The organism is Rathayibacter sp. PhB151 (assembly GCF_004366415.1).
Taxonomy (GTDB): domain Bacteria; phylum Actinomycetota; class Actinomycetes; order Actinomycetales; family Microbacteriaceae; genus Rathayibacter; species Rathayibacter festucae.
Window position 1 is genome coordinate 1,279,131 of the sequence record NZ_SOEN01000006.1, and the last position, 15,951, is coordinate 1,295,081.

A 15,951-nucleotide genomic window follows, 5' to 3' on the forward strand; every position below is an offset into this window, starting at 1 on the left:
GCGTCCGTCCGCCGCTAGTCCACTGTGTCGATCACGTCGATCCGCCAGCGGCCGTCGAAGACCAGGCCGATCCGCACGCGGTGGATCAGGTCCGCCTCCTCGGTGCTGCGGAACGTCTCCTTGCCGTTGGCGAGGACGCGGATGCCCGTCGTGTCCAGGAGCGCCCCGACGACGGCGTCGGTACCCGAGTTCGACAGCAGCTCGACCTCGGAGACGACCATGCTCCCGACCTGCCTCACCTTGCCCCGCGAGTACCACCGAGCATCCGAGTCGAGGCCCGGAAACCCCTTCTCGGTCACCGCGTCCGCCAGCTCCTCCGGAACACTCGCCGTGTAGCCGCCCTGCGCCCACTCGTCGTAGGCGGCCGCGAAGGCCTGCACGGCCTCGACCGGTCCGACTTCCTCGATGCACACAGCTCCGTCCCTCCTCTTCTCCTCCTCGACGAGAAAGCGTCGAGACGAGGGTGCCGGAAGCGCCGCGCGAGCTGCCGCCGCAGGCGCGGAATCCGCGCCAGGGCGAGGAACATCACGCTGATCGAGTAGCCCTCGCAGAGGGCGTATCGAGATCCACCACCGTCAGAACCGGAGTCCGCAGACCCGCCCTCCTGACGACCGCGGGTCTCGATACGCCCCTGCGCGGCTACTCGACCAGCATGACGGGAGGCCCCACGTCCTCTCCCTCACTGCCCCCGTCACGCCAGCCCCGCGCCGCCGATCGCCAGCGACACGATCACCGTGAAGACCGTCGTCCACAGTGCGATCGCGATGCCCTGCCAGAGCAGGACGCGGCCCTTCGCGATGCCGGCGCCGGCGAGCATCACCGCGGTGAAGTGGGTCGGCAGCAGCAGCGGGCCGAGCAGGCTCACGCCGGGGACCCCGTAGCGGGTGAACGCGCGCTGGAACTTCTCGCGGCGTGCCGTGGCGCGCCTCCGCGGCTTCCGGCCGGTGATCGCCGAGCGGACGCCCGCGCCGAGGAGCACGAGCAGCGCCACGCAGAGGAAGTTGCCCGCGGCGGCCGAGACGGCGGCGACGACCGGGTGGATCCCGCCGATGATGCCGATCGTCGCGGCGCCCTCGCCCTCGATGAACGGCACGGCTCCGGCGAGCGCCACCACGAGCGGCTGGACGAGGTCGGGGACGTCCTGGATGAGGCCCTGGAATCCGAGGATCGCGTCGCTGACGATGGTCGACATGGCGGTGTCTCCTTCTGGCTGAGCGGCTGAACCGCTGCCCCGTCGATCGGGACATGTCCATCCCAGCCCGGCGCAGGGGGTGCCCGGCAGTGCCCTCCCGTCACCGCCGGTCGGGAGGAACGGCCGCCCGGGGGGTGACAACTGTCATGGTCGTACCCTGGCCGCATGCCGACCGCGCTGCTCCCTCCCGCCGAGACGACCGCCGCTCCGCCCTCGGGCAAGGGCGTCGCCGCGACCTGGTGGTACACGCTGCTCTCGGCCGGCTCGTTCGTGCTCGCGGTGCTGTTCGTCTGGCTGGTGCCGCTCCTGGTCGGCGACCCGTCGCCGTGGCGGGTGGTCGGCTACCTCCTCGGCGCCACGGTCTGGGCGGCGGTCTTCACCGTCTCCGCGCAGCGCTACCGCCGGGCCGACCGGGACGCCCCGGCGCGCGTCGGCCCCGCCACCCTCGGACTCCAGGCCCTCGGTCTCGTCGGCGCCGCGGCGACCGGACTGGCGGCGGGCAGCCCCACCCTCCCGCTCTCGCTCGCCTTCGTGCTCGTCGTGCTGCTGCCCTGGCCGCGCGGGATCCGCTGGCGGGTCACCACGTTCCTCACCGCGCTGCTCGCCGTCAGCGCCTGGCTCGAGCACGATCAGGCGATCGGCACCACGCCCTTGTCGCTCGCACCGGGTGCCGCGCCGGTCCTGTTCGGGTTCGCGGCCGCGCTGCCCCTCGCGATCGTCAGCATGCTCTGGTGGTGGGACATCGTCCGCGAGCTCGATCGCGCGCGGGTGGCGGAGGGGCGCCTGGCGGCCGCGCAGGAGCGGCTGATCCTCGCCGGCGACGTGCACGACCTCCAGGGGCACCATCTGCAGGTCATCGCCCTGCAGCTCGAGCTCGCCGAGCGGCTGCTCCGCGACGATCCGGACGGCGCCCTGGAACAGCTCCGCGCCGCGCAGCGCTCCGTCGACGGCGCGCGCACCGGCACCCGGGAGCTGGCGACCCGCTTCCGCAGCGTCTCGCTCGCCGACGAGCTCGCCAACGCCGCCGACCTGCTCCGCTCTGCAGGGCTGCGGGTCGAGCTGGCCGTCGATCCCGACGCGGACCGCGCCCCCGCCGACGTGCTCGGGCCGGTGATCCGCGAGAGCACGACCAACATCCTCAAGCACGGCGGCGGCGAGTCGGCCCGGCTGCGGCTGGCGCGCGAGGCGGAGTCGTGGCGCTTCCAGGCGGTGAACGACGTGCCGGAGGGGGCGGAGGCGGGCGGAGGCTCCGGCGTCCAGGGCTCCGGCGTCCTCGGCATGACGGAGCGGATCGAGCGGGCCGGCGGCACTCTGCACACCCGCACCGCGCGCCGCTCCTTCGAGCTCGACGCGCGTCTGCCCGGCGGCGCCGCGTGATCCGGGTGCTCCTCGCCGACGACGAGGACATGATCCGCACCGCCCTCGCCGCCCTGCTCCGGCTGGAGCCGGACCTCGAGATCGTCGGCGAGTGCCGCGACGGCGCGGAGGCGGTCGCCGAGGCCGTGCGCCTCGAGCCCGACGTCTGCCTCTTCGACGTCGAGATGCCCGGCATGGACGGCATCGAGGCGGCGGAGCGCCTGCGCCGCGTCTCGGCGACCCGCGTCATCGTGGTCACCCGGCACGCGCGGCCCGGCGTGCTGCGCCGTGCGCTGGCCGTCGGGGTCAGCGGCTTCCTGCCCAAGTCGCGGCGGGTGGAGGACGTGGCCGAGGTGATCCGCCAGGTCGCCGCGGGCCGCCGCTACGTGGATCCCGAGATCGCCGCCGACGCCCTCGCGACCACGCGCAGTCCGCTCACCGACCGCGAGCTGGACGTCCTGAGCGCCGGCTCCCGCGGCGAGACCACCGGCGAGATCGGCAAGGCGCTGCACCTGTCCGCGGGCACGGTGCGCAACCACGTCTCGTCGATCCTGCGCAAGCTCGACGTCGACACCCGCCAGCGCGCCGTGATCGAGGCCCGCGAGAACGGCTGGATCTGACGGGCAGCCCCCGTCCGATCCGCAGGCGATCCGCCCCTCCTGCCCCCGCCCTCGCGCCGGTAAGCGGCTTCCGCGCCGCATCACCTGCACAACGGACGCGCACCTGCACAACGGACGCGCACCTGCACTGCGGAGGGCTGCTGTCCGATCTGCAGGCGACCGCCCCGTCAGGAGACGAAGTGACGCGGCGATCAGCCCGTTCCCGCGCCGATCGCCTGCAGATCGAACCGGCGCCGGGCTCAGAGCGCGACGACCACGCTCTTCAGCTCGCAGAACGAGCGCAGCGCCTCCTCGCCCAGGTCGCGCCCCAGCCCCGACTCCCCCACGCCGCCGAACGACAGCGCCGGATCGAACAGGTTGTACGTGTTGACCCACACGGTTCCCGCGCGCAGCCGCCGCCCCATCCGGTGCGCCCGCGCCAGGTCGTTCGTCCACACCCCCGCGGCGAGGCCGTAGGTCTGGTCGTTGGCGAGAGCCACCGCCTCGTCCTCGTCCTCGAACGGGATGACACCGACGACCGGGCCGAAGATCTCCTCGCGCGCGATGGTCATCGTGTTCGTGACCCCCGTGAACAGCGTCGGCTCGACGTAGTAGCCCGGCCGGTCCGGCACGCCGCCACCCACCGCGACGACCGCGCCCTCCGCCTCGCCCTGCGCGATGTAGCCGAGCACCTGCTGCCGCTGCTCCTCGGACACCAGCGGCCCGACGGTCACCCCGCCGGCCAGCCCGTCGCCGAGCGCGACCTTCCGCACCGCCGCGGCCAGGCGCTCCGTCGTCTCCTCGAGGATCGAGCGCTGCACCAGCAGCCGGCTGCCCGCCGTGCACATCTGGCCGGAGTGGCCGAACGACGCCCGCATCGCGGTCAGCACCACGGCGTCCAGGTCCGCGTCCTCGAACACGATGTTCGGGCTCTTGCCGCCCAGTTCCAGAGTCAAGCGGGTGAAGTCCTCGCTCGCGGCGCGCATCACCTTGCGGCCGACCTCGGTGCTGCCGGTGAAGGAGACCTTGCTGACCAGCGGGTGCTCGGTGAGCGCCGCGCCGACCCGGCCGTCGCCGGTGAGCACGTTGACGACTCCAGCGGGGACGCCCGCCTCCTCGCAGAGTGCCGCGAGGCGCAGCATGGTCAGCGGAGTCTGCTCGGCCGGCTTCACGACCACGGTGCAGCCCGCGGCGAGCGCCGGCGCCAGCTTGAAGCTCGCCGTCATGATCGGGAAGTTCCACGGCAGGATCAGCGCCGCGACTCCGACCGGCTCGAGCGTCGTGTAGACGTGGTGCTGCGCGTCGACGGGCACGACGGTGCCGGTCAGCCGCGAGGGGGCGCCGGCGTAGTAGCGGAAGACACGGGCCGAGGTCGCGGTGTCGGCGCGCGAGCGCTCGATCGGCTTGCCGTTGTCGCGGGTCTCGAGCACCGCGAGCTCCTCGAGGCGCTCCTCGATCAGGTCGGCGATGCGGTTCAGGATGCGGCTGCGATCGTGCGGGCTCATCCCGCTCCAGCGCGCGTCGTCGTGCGCGCGGCGGGCGGCGGTGACGGCCGCCTCGATCTCGGCGGGGCCGGCCTGCGGGACGCGGGTGAGCAGCTCCTCCGTGGCCGGATCGACGACGTCGAGCAGCTCCGCGCCCTCGGGAGCGAGCCAGGCGCCGTCGACGAGGAAGGGCTCGATCGGCGCGAGCGGGGCGAGGGTGTCTCTCATGGGGTCTGCGTCTCTCTCATCGGGGGCCGGGTCGGGGCCGGAGTCTTCGGGGCCGGAGGGCGGGGCAGGGTGGTCGGGCCGGAGGGCGGGGCGGGGTGGTCGGGCCGGAGTGGTCGGTCAGGGCCGGTCGGTCACGGCCGATCGAGCAGTCGAGCGGGCTCCTCGACGCTCATCCGCCACAGCACGTCGTCCGCGACGCCGAGCGCGCGGAGCCCCGGCAGGACGCGCGCGCCCAGGTGGTCGAAGCCGTGCCCGCCGAAGCGGCGCAGCTGGCCCTTCGTCCAGGTGCTGTGACCGAGCACCCAGCGGATGCCGGGGTCGGTGCCGAGCAGCTCCAGCAGCGCGTCCAGGCGCTGCGGGTCGCTCGCGTTGCGGATGCGGCCGACGTGCGCGCCCTCGTTGCCGAAGCAGAGCTCCAGCACGGCGCCCGCCCCGCCGAGGTCGCGGAGGTAGGGCAGGTCGAGGAACTCGTCGACGGTGCTGAACACGACGCGGGAGGGATCCACTCCCTCGGCGACGACGTGCGCGAGGACCTCGAGGCCGTTGCGGGCGTCGGCGGCGAGCCGGACGGTGATCGCGGAGCCGGTGGCGGCGGCAGCGCGCGCCGCGGCGGTGAGGCTGATCCGCTCCTGCTCCCCCTCGGGCGTCGCGAAGGCGCCGGTCGTGCCCATCAGGCCGAGGAGTCCCGCGCGGTAGGTCGTGCCGGGGATCGCCTCCGTCAGCGCCCGGGTGAAGAGCCCGGTGCGGCCGTCGACGTCGAGCGCGAGGAACCACTCGGGCAGGAGGCGCGGGAGGTAGGCGCCGTAGCCGGCGACGATCGCGACGCCCGCCTGGCCGGACAGGGCGGGCAGTCGGGCGTGGTCGGGGCCGAAGCCGAGCGAGCTGAGGTCGACGGCGGCGGTGAGCCCCGCGGAGGCTCCCGCGCGCAGCTCGTCGGCGAGCAGCTCGACGTCGTCGAGGCGGAGGTTGTCGGCGAGCGCGAGCTGGCTCCAGCGCAGGGCGGCCGCGAGCTCGGCGGTGACCGGGGCGTCGGGATCGAGCGCCTCGACGCCGGGCCGCTGCAGCGCGCTCGCGTCGGTCAGCAGGTGCTCGTGCATCGACACGACGCCGAGCGCCGCCGCCTCGATCGGGCCGAGGACCGTCTGGATGGCCATGCGCCGCCTCTCACGCGGCACGCTGCCGCTGGATCCAATATAGAGCGGTATGGATCCAGAAGCGACGTATCGGTACTCTCCCAGCCTTGTGCACGCGGTCCCTGAGTAGAATCGCAGACAGCAAGGGGAGTACTCCCGACTGCGGTGAGCCCGTCATTACGGATGCGAATGAGCGTCCCGGGCCATCGGCTCCGCCACCACCTCCGAGAGGTCGCGGCCGGAGTGGAGGAGACCTTGGTCCCTCATCGACCGACCCTCTTGGAGCACTCCGTGCAGATCACTCCCGTCATCTGGCTGATCACCATCGCCGTGACGATCGCCTTCTTCGTCTACGAGTTCTTCGCGCACGTGCGGAAGCCGCACGAGCCGACCATCGGCGAGTCCGCCCGCTGGTCGGCCTTCTACATCGGCCTCGCGCTGCTCTTCGGCGTCGGGATCGGCTTCGTCGCCGACTGGCGCTACGGCGGCGAGTACTTCGCCGGCTATCTCACCGAGAAGGCGCTGTCGCTCGACAACCTCTTCCTCTTCCTGATCATCATGACCGGGTTCGCGGTGCCGAAGATGTACCAGCAGAAGGTGCTGATGATCGGCATCGTCATCGCGCTGATCATGCGCGGCGGCTTCATCGCGGTCGGCGCGGCCCTGATCGAGAACTTCTCCTGGGTCTTCTACCTCTTCGGCGCCCTGCTCTTCGTGCTGGCCTACCAGCAGATCAAGGGCGACCACGGCGACCCCTCGAACAACGCCTTCATGCGCCTGGTGCGCCGCGTCCTCCCCGTCACCGACGAGTACCACGGCGACAAGCTGACCGTGAAGAAGGACGGCCGCCGCTTCGTCACCCCGATGCTGCTGACCATCGTCGCCATCGGCTTCATCGACCTCGTCTTCGCGCTCGACTCGATCCCCGCCATCTACGGCCTGACCAACGAGGCCTACATCGTCTTCACCGCGAACGCCTTCGCGCTAATGGGTCTGCGCCAGCTGTTCTTCCTGATCGGCGGACTGCTCGAGCGCCTCGTCTACCTCAGCCAGGGCCTGGCCGTCATCCTCGGCTTCATCGCCGTGAAGCTCGTCTTCCACGCCCTGCACGTCAACGAGGTCCCGTTCATCAACGGCGGCGAGCCCCTGCTCTGGGTCCCCGAGATCCCGATCTGGTTCTCGCTCACCTTCATCGGCGCCACGATCGCCGTCGCCACGATCGCCAGCCTCCTGAAGACCCGCGGCGACCGCTCGAGGTCCGACCGCACCACCGTCCAGGACGCCCCCCTGGAGACCCCGGCCGACGTCCCCTCCCGCCGCGAGCACTGACCCCCTCCGCGAGATGCCACTTGTGCACACGACACGCCGCAAAAGGCGTGCACAAGTGGCATCTCGCAGCAGCGCGCCGACCGAGAAGCCCGCGTGGCGCCCCCCTTGCCGATCGAGCAGCCCGCACAGCGGGCCCCCTTTGGAGTAGCCCGCACAGCGGGCCCCCCTTGATGATCGAGCAGCCCGCACAGCGGGCGTATCGAGATCCCCCACCGTCAGCAGGGAGGCCTGCAGACCCGCCTTCCCAGGGACGTCGGGTCTCGATACGCCCCTCCGGGGCTACTCGACCAGCATGAATACCCCTCCGGGGCCACTCGACCAGCACGAATCCCCCTCCGGGGCCACTCGACCAGCATGGGTGTCCACGGACGACGTGAGTGCGCCGCGAGATGCCACTTGTGCGCGTGACACGCCGCAAAAGGCGTGCACAAGTGGCATCTCGCGGGAGGCGCGTCAGAGCGTCGGCGTCCAGATCCGCATCGTGGAGGGGCCGCGGTTCGCCCAGCGGTAGTAGGGGTGGAACTCGGCGGTGAAGCGCTCGCCGAGCTCCGCCGGCACGGAGTAGGGCCACGGGGACGCCGGGGCGTCGCGGCGCACGAGCGCCACCCGGGCGCCGTCGCCGACAGCGACCGGCGAGACCTCAGCGTCCACCGCGACGTGCTCGGTGTCGAGGCCCTCCGGCAGCTCGAGCGACTCCAGCGCCAGCACGAACGGCCCGCGCTCCACCGCGACCTGGCCGCGCACCGCGTCGATCCGCGGGTGCGGCGTCACGAAGCGCGCCGGCATCGGCAGCGACAGCCGCACCACGTCGCCGGCCGCGAACGCCCGCCGCACCGTCACCGTCGAGAGCCCCGCGTCCACCGCCTGGCCGTCCAGCAGCGCCGTCCCGCGCGCGAACGGCGGGATCCGCAGCGTCAGCGCGAACTCCGCGTCCGCGAGGATCCGCACCGCGATCTCGCCGTCCTCCGGGTACGCGGTCTCCACCTCGAGCGACACGTCGCCCGTCGTCACCCGGTACGCCCCGTACTGGTGCAGCTGCACCCCGTCGTCCGTCGCGGTCGCGAAGCTCAGCTCGACGCTCGCGAGGGTCCGCGCCGTGTTCGTCGGGCAGCAGGACACCCAGAACCACGGCGCCCGCAGGCTCGACTGCGCCCGGTCGGTCTCGACGCTCTCGTCCGGCGCCACCCCGTCGACCCGCTGCTGCAGCGTGTTCGTGTAGAAGAAGGCGCGCCCGTCCTCGCGCGTCGCGGGCAGCACCGCGTTCAGCAGCGTCCGCTCCATCAGATCCGCGTAGGCCGCGTCGTCCGAGCGCAGCAGCAGGCGCCACGACAGCATGTTCGACGCGATCGCCGCGCAGGTCTCGGCGTAGGCGCGGTCCGGCGGCAGCTCGAAGTCGGCGCCGAACGCCTCGTCCTGGTGGTGCGAGCCCATCCCACCGGTCAGGTAGGTGCGGCGCGCGACCGTCGCCGCCCACTGCCGCTGCACCGCGGCCTCGAGCTCCGCGTCGCCCGTCTCCACGGCGACGTCGAGCGCCCCCGCCGAGAGGTACAGCGCCCGCACCGCGTGCCCGCGCAGCACCTCGGCCGAGCGCACCGGCACGTCGTCCTGGAAGTACTCGGGCCCGAAGGCGATCGGACCGAGCGTCCCCGTGCCGCGCCGCTCGACGAACAGCCGCGCCTGCTCCAGGTACCGCCCGTCGCCGGTGGCCCGCGCCAGCTCGGCGAGCGCCGGCTCGATCTCGGGATGCCCGCAGACCGCGACACGTCCCTCCGCCCCGAACACCGCGATCACGTGGTCGGCGAGGCGCCGCGCCACGGCCGGCAGCAGGTCGTCGTGCCCGGTGCGCAGCCGCGCCACGGCGGCCTGGATCAGATGGCCGAAGCAGTACAGCTCGTGCCCCCACTCCAGGTCGGAGTAGCGCGCCCGCTGCCCCGGCCGGCCGAAGCTCGTGTGCAGGTAGCCGTCCTCGTCCTGGGCCCCCGCGACCCGCAGCACCAGCGCCTCGTACTGCGCGGCGAGCTCCGGATCATCGGAGCGGCCCAGCTCCCAGGCCATCGCCTCGAGCAGCTTGTAGACCTCCGAGTCGACGAACTCGATACCCGCGTGCCGGTCGCCGCCGGCCGCCGAGGAGATCGTGCCGGCCGCCGCGCGGTCGAAGTTGCCGGCCCAGCCGACCCGCTCGATCCAGCTCAGGCAGTGCCCGATCACGGCGTCCGCGCCGAGCCGCTGGTAGTGCTGCCAGAAGCCGCCGGTCAGCCGGATCTCGTCCTGGCGCAGCGGCCGGAGCGCGCCCGCGGTCGGGGCGACGGGGCCGCCGAGGGCGACGGTGGTGGTCAGGGTCACGAGGATCTCCTAGGAGGAAGAGGGTCAGTCCTTGACGGCACCGGCGGTGACACCCGCCGAGACGTACCGCTGGGCGACGACGAGGAGGAGGGCGGCCGGGAGCGAGGCGACCACGGCGGTCGCCATGATCGAGTTCCACTCCTGGTTGTTGTTGCCGATGTACTTGTAGATGCCGAGCGTGATCGGCTGGAGCTTCCCGCCGCTGTCGAGGGTCGACGCGAAGATGAAGTCCGACCAGGCCCAGAGGAACGCGAACAGCGACACCGTGACGACGGAGTTGCGGCTGATCGGCATGATCACCGAGGTGAAGGTGCGCCAGGCGCTCGCGCCGTCCATCCGCGCGGCCTGGGTCAGCTCGTCGGGGATGCCGGACATGAACGCGGTGAAGATCAGCACGCCGAACGGCACCGCGATGGTCGAGTCGGCCACGATCAGCCCCGGGATCGAGTTCAAGAGACCCAGGTTGAGGTAGATGGCGTAGAAGCCCATCGCCATGATGATCGCCGGGATCATCTGCGCGATCAGGAGGACGAACGAGAGCCCCTGCCCGCCGCGCGGCCGCAGCTTCGCGAGCGAGTACGCGGCCGGAGCGGCGATCGCCACGGTCAGCAGCACCGTGCCGAGGCCCACGATCAGGCTGGTGCCGAGGTAGGGCAGCTGCTCACTCAGCACGGCCTGGTAGCCCGAGAAGGTGGGCGCGAACGGGAACCAGTCCGGCGGATCCTTCCGCATCGATCCGGTCTGCGTCAGCGAGACGTTGATCATCCAGTAGACCGGGAACAGCATGACCGCGGTGAGCAGCACGCCCACGAGGGTCAGCCACCAGGGGCGCCGGGCGCTCATGCGTCGGCCTGCTTCCGCTGGACGCGGATGTAGATCAGGCCGAAGACCAGCGCGAGGATGATCAGCAGGTTGCCGACCGCCGCCGCGGGGCCGAAGTCGGGCAGCATCGAGCCGAAGCCGAGCTGGTAGGTCCAGGTCGCCAGGGTCGTCGACGAGTCGGCCGGCCCGCCCTTCGTCATGATCCAGATGATGTCGAACACCTTCAGCGTGTAGACGAGGCCGAGCAGGATCGTGATCGCCGACACCGGTCGCAGCAGCGGCAGCGTGATCCGCCAGAACTGCTGGGCGCCGGTCGCGCCGTCGAGCGAGGCCGCCTCGTAGAGGTCCTGCGAGATGTTCTGCAGACCGGAGTAGAGGATCACCAGGTTGAACGGGATGCCGATCCAGATGTTCGCGATCAGCACCGCGATCAGCGAGGTCGACGGCGAGGTCAGCCAGTTGATCTGCCCGATCCCGAACGACTCGAGGAACGCGTTGACGATCCCGGAGTCGCTGTTCAGCATCCACGACCAGGTCGAGGCCGAGACGATCAGCGGCAGCAGCCACGGCACCAGGAACAGCGCCCGGAGCGTGCTCGCGAGCGGGAAGCGCCGGTAGAAGAAGACCGCGAGCGCGAGCCCCAGCGTGAACTGGAAGACCAGAGAGACTCCCGTGAACACCGCGGTGTGCAGCAGCGCGGGGCCGAAGGTCGGATCGCGGAAGACCTGCACGTAGTTGTCGAACCAGACGAACGGGGCGTTGCCCTGGACGAAGGAGCGGACCGTGTAGTCCTTCAGACTCAGCTCGAGGTTGCGGTAGAGCGGGAAGGCGTAGAACACGAGCAGGTAGACGACGAGCGGGGCGAGGAACGCCCACGCCGCGAGCTGCCCGCCCGGTCGCCGCCGCCGCCTCGGCGCCGCGGCCGCAACGGCCGCGACCCCGGGCTCCGCCTCGCGGCGCAGCAGCCGCCCCGTCTCGGTGGCCGTCGTCATCGTTCCTCCCGTGTCCGGAGCGCCCCGGAGGCGCCCCACATGCTGGTCGAGTAGCCCCGCAGCGCCCCCGGCATGCTGGTCGAGTAGCCCCGCAGGGGCGTATCGAGACCCACCACCGCAAGAACCTCGGGCCTGCAGACCGCCCCTCCGACGCCGGCGGATCTCGAGCCGCCCGCAGAGCAAGCCGCTCGATCAGCAAGGGCCTCCACACCGCTCATCACTGCGTCGCGGACTCGGCCGCCGACTGCGCCGCCTTCAGCGCGTCGGCCGGCGACTGCGAGCCGCTCAGCGCGGTCTGCACCGCGGACCAGAGCTGCTCGGAGATCTTCGGGTACTTCGTCCCGAGGTCGTCCGAGGTGCGGCCCTTCGCGGCCTGGACGGCCTCGACCCAGGGCTCGAGGTCGGCGTTCCCGGCGACCTGCGCCTCCTGCGCCGCGGCCGTCGGGGCGATGTACGACAGCGTGTCGTCCGTCGTCACCAGGTTGTCCGTCGAGGTGAGGCACTCGGCGATCGCCGTCGACGTCTCGTAGCGCGCCTCGTCCTTCTGCACGGGCAGGGTGAGGAACTCGCCGCCGGTCGGAGCGGGGGCCGAGCCGCCGTCCTTCGCCGGGATGGTGAGGATGCCGTAGTCGATGCCGGAGGCCTTGGCGTTCGCGAGCTGCCAGGTGCCGTTCTCGCCGAAGGCGTACTCGCCGGTCTCGAACTCCTGCCAGCTGGTGGTCTGCGTGTTGCCGATCACGGAGTTCGGCGCGTAGCCCTTCTTCAGCCAGTCGGTCCACAGCGAGACCGCGTCCACGGCGGCGTCCGAGTCGAGCTCGGTCAGCTCGGCGCCGGAGCCCCAGAACCAGGGCAGGAACTGGAAGGTGCCCTCCTCGGTGCCGATGCCCGAGAACGTGATGCCCTTGCCGCCCGAGGCGGTGACCTTCTCGAGCGCGGCGGTGAGGCTCGCCCAGTCGGTGATCGAGGAGACGTCGACGCCGGCCGTGGCCAGCACGGTCTTGTTGTAGTACAGCGCCAGCGTGTTCGCGCCGATCGGGACGCCGAAGGTGTCGCCGCCGACCTCGCCCGCTGCCAGGATGTTGGCGTCGATGTCGCCGGTCTCGAGGCCGTTCTCGGCGGTGGTGGTCAGGATGCCCGACTCGGCGAGCGTGGAGACGACCGGGTTGTCGACGAGCAGGATGTCCGGCGAGCTGCCCTGCTGCCCGGCGAGGAGCGCCTTGTTGGTCAGGTCGGTGGTGTCGTAGCCGGTGCGCTCGACGGTGACGCCGGCCTCGGTGCCGCAGGAGTCGATGAGCTTCGCCCAGTCGGACGACTCGTCGAACTGGGGGTACGGGTCCCAGAAGGTGTAGGTGCCGCCGGCGGCGGAGGAGTCGCCTCCCGAGCCTCCCGCGCAGCCGGTCAGCGCTGCGGCTGCGGTCCCGAGCAGGACGGCGGCGGCGAGGCCCCGAGTGTGCTTCCTCTTCATCGCGGATGTTCCCTTCGTCGTTGACGGGTGGTGCTGGCCGGTCTCGGCGACCGCCGGACCGAAACTACTTTCTGCGGGTTCAAAGTAGACACGGCGGGAAGGTCGAGTCAAGAGTTGTCGCGTTTTCGGTGTTTTCGGTTCGCGGGATCCTGTGCGAGGATCGTCCAGGGCGCACCGGCGTCCCGTGGAAGGAGGACGTCATCGCGCCGCGCAAGCCCACGGGCACCATCACGCTGACCGACGTCGCCCGCGAGGCCGGCGTCTCGATCGCCACCGCGTCGAAGGCGCTGAACGGCCGCGACCAGGTCCGCGCCGAGACCCGCCAGAAGGTGCTCGACGCCGCCGCCGCGCTCTCCTTCACCCCGAACCCGTTCGCGCAGGCCCTCAACTCGCGCCGCACCGGCACCATCGGGATGCTCACCAACGACCTCGACAACCGCTTCGTGCTGCCCGTGCTACTGGGCGCCGAGGACGCGTTCGGCGCCGGCTCCACCTCGGTGTTCCTCTGCGACGCCCGCGGCGACTCGATCCGCGAGCAGCACCACATCAAGAACCTGCTGGCCAAGCGAGTCGACGGGATCGTCGTGCTCGGCCGGACGACCAACCCGCGCCCGTCGATCACGGCGACGATCCCCGTCCCGGTCGTCTACGCCTACGCGCCCTCCGAGGACGAGCGCGACTCCTCGTTCACCCCCGACAACACGCTCGCCGGCGTGCTCGCCGCCCGCCACCTGATCGAGCGCGGGCGCACCCGCATCGCGCTGATCAACGGCGAGCCCAGCTACACCGCCGCGCACGACCGCGCCCGCGGCGTCGAGCGCGCGCTGACGGAGGCGGGGCTCCCGCTGGTCGGCGGCGACGTGCTCTACGGCCAGTGGTCGGAGAGCTGGGGCCGCCAGTGCGCCGAGTCGCTGCTCGCCGCGCACCCGGACCTCGACGCGATCATCTGCGCGAGCGACCAGATCGCCCGCGGCGCCCTCGACCACCTGCGCGAGAGCGGCCACCCGGTGCCGCGCGACGTCGCCGTCGTCGGCTTCGACAACTGGGACCTCCTCGTCGAGGCCGCCCGCCCCCCGCTCACCAGCATCGACATGCAGCTCGAGGCCCTCGGCCGCGCCGCCGCCGAGGAGCTCTCCCACGCCATCCACGGCCGCGCGACCGCAGGCGTCCGCTCGATGCCCGTGCGCCTCGTCCCCCGCGAGTCCTCCGGCTGACGCCGGGTCTCGATACGCCGCGTCCCGCGGCTACTCGACCAGCATGCTTCCGGTCGGGCAGGCCTCTTCCTGCACGTCGAGCAGCCCCGCAGGGGCGTATCGAGACCCACCCACCCCGACCGATCAGAACATGTCGCGCCTGGCCGCCGAGCGCAGCTGACCCGCATGGCATCATGCGCTGGTGAGCGCCCCCGACCTGAACGCGGATGTCCTGGCTCCGTTCCGAGACTCCGGCATCGATCGACATGTCACCCTGCTGCTCGGCGCCGGTGCATCGACGTCATCGGGGCTGCCCGGGTGGGACGAACTCGCCGTTCGGCTCCTCCTGAAGAGTGGAGCCGTCCGCTCGGAGACCGCCGCGCAGGAGCTCGTGCAGCGGCAGGATCCACTCCTCGTCGCTGAAGCCGCGAAGAGCACTCTGAACCGGTGGGACCAGCGCGTCAGGGCCGCGCTCTACCAAGGGCTGCAGGATCTGTCGCCCTCATCGCTGCATCTCGCGGCCGCCGGCCACGCCCTCGCTGGGGGAACCGACGAGACCACGGTGGCGACGTTGAACTTCGACGTCCTCCTCGAGGACGCCGTCGACATCGAAGGGACCGCGGAGGGCCGCGTCGACGACGAGGTGTCCTCGACCGCGTACGTCGTGCACCACCTGCACGGAATCGCCTCCCCTTCGCGGAGCGAGGGCGTCGTCCTCACCCTGTCCGACTACAACGAGCTGCTCGGCGACCAGGACTGCTGGCAGCAGCGCTTGCTCACGAAGGCGGCGCAGGACGGCGCCATCGTCATCGCCGGAACGTCCTACCGCGATCCGGACGTCCGGCGCTGGCTCCACGTCGCTCTCGCCGACTCGCCGAACGGCAACGCGGCGCTGGTACTTCTCGCGCGCCAGGCCTTCGGCGTCTCGAGAGAGCGATTCGACGAGATCAAGAGCGCCCTCGCCGGGCAGTGGAGGGCTGCCGGACTGCAGCCGATCCTCCTCGAGGACTTCACCGATGCCGCGCAGATCATCCGCGAGCTCCGTCATCTGCATCGTCCTCGATACCGCTCGCCCCAGCAGCGGGCGACCGCGCTCTGGGATCTCCACGTCGACGGCTTCGACGTCCGCCAGCCGGAGTACTCCGATGCGCTCGACGACGACGCGCGGTCGCTGCGCGACGCCTTCGACGTCGAGCAGCTCGGCGTCAGCCTGTGGCTCGCGGACGGAGCAGGCAGCGTCGGGCGGTACGCGTCCCAGGACCGGACCTACCGTGCAGCGTGCGACATCCGCCTCGTGCCGAGCGGACACGACAGCGCCTGGGTCGCCGGCCGGACCCTCGGTGCGGAGAGCATCGTGTTCCAGAACCTCGACCCGGCCGGAACGAATCGCTGGGGCACGGTGCTCGCCCTTCCGATCAGGGTGTCGTTCGCGGGTCTGCCGGATATCGCAACCGCGGTGCTGAGCGTCGGCCTCCCCGGCACCGCAGAGGCGTTCTCCATGTCGAAGGCGATGTGGTTCGAGCAGGTGCTGGACATCGCGAACGCGTGGAGCGAACGGCTGAGCGACTCCCTCGTGCGAGCTTCCTCACGCAACTACGATCGACAGAGGACAGGGAGACAGCGATGACGAACAGCAGCAGCAACTCGTTCCAGAGCCTCGGCAACGGCGGCTTCCGGGTCAGCGGCGCGCGGATCAGCCCGACCACCGGCCGATACGTCACCCGCAGCAGTACTTCCGTCGGGAAGTCGGCTGCGTCTCCCTCCCAGCCGAAGACGCAGCCGACTCCGAAGTAGCAGGGTCGGCCGTCCGCGGAC

14 protein-coding genes are annotated in these 15,951 nt (G+C 71.5%); 6 read left to right on the forward strand and 8 right to left on the reverse strand.

The genetic code is table 11. From position 1 onward, the window contains the following. Nucleotides 1–14 precede the first annotated feature (14 nt). Complete coding sequence (locus EDF35_RS06555; protein ID WP_133961253.1) at nt 15–413, reverse strand: hypothetical protein; 399 nt, start codon at nt 411–413, stop codon at nt 15–17. Nucleotides 414–691: 278 nt separating this feature from the next. Continuing rightward, nucleotides 692–1,192, reverse strand: coding sequence for a small multidrug efflux protein (locus EDF35_RS06560; RefSeq protein ID WP_133961255.1), 501 nt, complete (start codon nt 1,190–1,192; stop codon nt 692–694). 165 nt (nt 1,193–1,357) lie between these two features. On the opposite strand from EDF35_RS06560, the gene EDF35_RS06565 reads away from it, so the two are divergent. Continuing rightward, nucleotides 1,358–2,569, forward strand: a complete 1,212-nt coding sequence (locus EDF35_RS06565) for a histidine kinase (protein WP_133961257.1) — start codon at nt 1,358–1,360, stop codon at nt 2,567–2,569. Then, the gene (locus tag EDF35_RS06570) at nt 2,566–3,168 is read left to right on the forward strand and encodes a response regulator transcription factor (RefSeq protein ID WP_123731474.1); all 603 of its coding nucleotides are present in this window, start codon (nt 2,566–2,568) and stop codon (nt 3,166–3,168) included. The genes EDF35_RS06565 and EDF35_RS06570 overlap by 4 nt, the downstream gene beginning before the upstream one ends. A gap of 239 nt (nt 3,169–3,407) precedes the next feature. Here EDF35_RS06570 and EDF35_RS06575 read toward each other — a convergent pair whose 3' ends face one another. Together EDF35_RS06575 and EDF35_RS06580 are read right to left on the reverse strand one after the other, a co-directional pair. Further along, a complete protein-coding gene (locus EDF35_RS06575; protein ID WP_133961259.1) occupies nt 3,408–4,859 on the reverse strand; it encodes an aldehyde dehydrogenase family protein in 1,452 nt (483 codons plus the stop codon). A 131-nt stretch (nt 4,860–4,990) separates the two neighbouring features. Continuing rightward, nucleotides 4,991–6,013 carry a phosphotriesterase gene (locus EDF35_RS06580; protein WP_133961261.1) on the reverse strand — a complete coding sequence of 341 codons (1,023 nt, stop codon included), beginning with the start codon at nt 6,011–6,013 and terminating at the stop codon, nt 4,991–4,993. Nucleotides 6,014–6,283: 270 nt separating this feature from the next. On the opposite strand from EDF35_RS06580, the gene EDF35_RS06585 reads away from it, so the two are divergent. Further along, on the forward strand, nt 6,284–7,321 hold the full coding sequence (locus tag EDF35_RS06585) for a TerC family protein (protein WP_132437290.1): 1,038 nt from the start codon (nt 6,284–6,286) through the stop codon (nt 7,319–7,321). Between the two features lie 453 nt (nt 7,322–7,774). Here the strand turns inward: EDF35_RS06585 and EDF35_RS06590 are convergent, their stop codons facing one another. The 4 genes from EDF35_RS06590 to EDF35_RS06605 all read right to left on the reverse strand — a co-directional run bounded on the left by EDF35_RS06590 (nt 7,775) and on the right by EDF35_RS06605 (nt 12,943). Beyond that, nucleotides 7,775–9,664 (reverse strand): beta-L-arabinofuranosidase domain-containing protein, encoded by a 1,890-nt coding sequence (locus EDF35_RS06590; RefSeq protein ID WP_133961265.1) that lies wholly within the window; start codon nt 9,662–9,664, stop codon nt 7,775–7,777. 24 nt (nt 9,665–9,688) lie between these two features. After that, the gene (locus EDF35_RS06595) at nt 9,689–10,507 is read right to left on the reverse strand and encodes a carbohydrate ABC transporter permease (RefSeq protein WP_123447302.1); all 819 of its coding nucleotides are present in this window, start codon (nt 10,505–10,507) and stop codon (nt 9,689–9,691) included. Then, nucleotides 10,504–11,478 (reverse strand): sugar ABC transporter permease, encoded by a 975-nt coding sequence (locus tag EDF35_RS06600; protein ID WP_133961267.1) that lies wholly within the window; start codon nt 11,476–11,478, stop codon nt 10,504–10,506. Before EDF35_RS06600 ends, EDF35_RS06595 begins: the two co-directional genes overlap by 4 nt. A 217-nt stretch (nt 11,479–11,695) precedes the next feature. Continuing rightward, nucleotides 11,696–12,943: an extracellular solute-binding protein gene (locus tag EDF35_RS06605; RefSeq protein WP_133961269.1), complete on the reverse strand. Its 1,248-nt coding sequence runs from the start codon at nt 12,941–12,943 to the stop codon at nt 11,696–11,698. A 128-nt stretch (nt 12,944–13,071) separates the two neighbouring features. On the opposite strand from EDF35_RS06605, the gene EDF35_RS06610 reads away from it, so the two are divergent. From EDF35_RS06610 to EDF35_RS20720, 3 genes are all read left to right on the forward strand, one after another. After that, nucleotides 13,072–14,157 carry a LacI family DNA-binding transcriptional regulator gene (locus EDF35_RS06610; protein WP_347876893.1) on the forward strand — a complete coding sequence of 362 codons (1,086 nt, stop codon included), beginning with the start codon at nt 13,072–13,074 and terminating at the stop codon, nt 14,155–14,157. A 541-nt stretch (nt 14,158–14,698) separates the two neighbouring features. Further along, complete coding sequence (locus EDF35_RS06615) at nt 14,699–15,763, forward strand: SIR2 family protein (RefSeq protein WP_166674029.1); 1,065 nt, start codon at nt 14,699–14,701, stop codon at nt 15,761–15,763. Further along, nucleotides 15,760–15,930: a hypothetical protein gene (locus tag EDF35_RS20720; protein WP_166674030.1), complete on the forward strand. Its 171-nt coding sequence runs from the start codon at nt 15,760–15,762 to the stop codon at nt 15,928–15,930. Before EDF35_RS06615 ends, EDF35_RS20720 begins: the two co-directional genes overlap by 4 nt. The last annotated feature ends 21 nt before the right edge of the window (nt 15,931–15,951 follow it).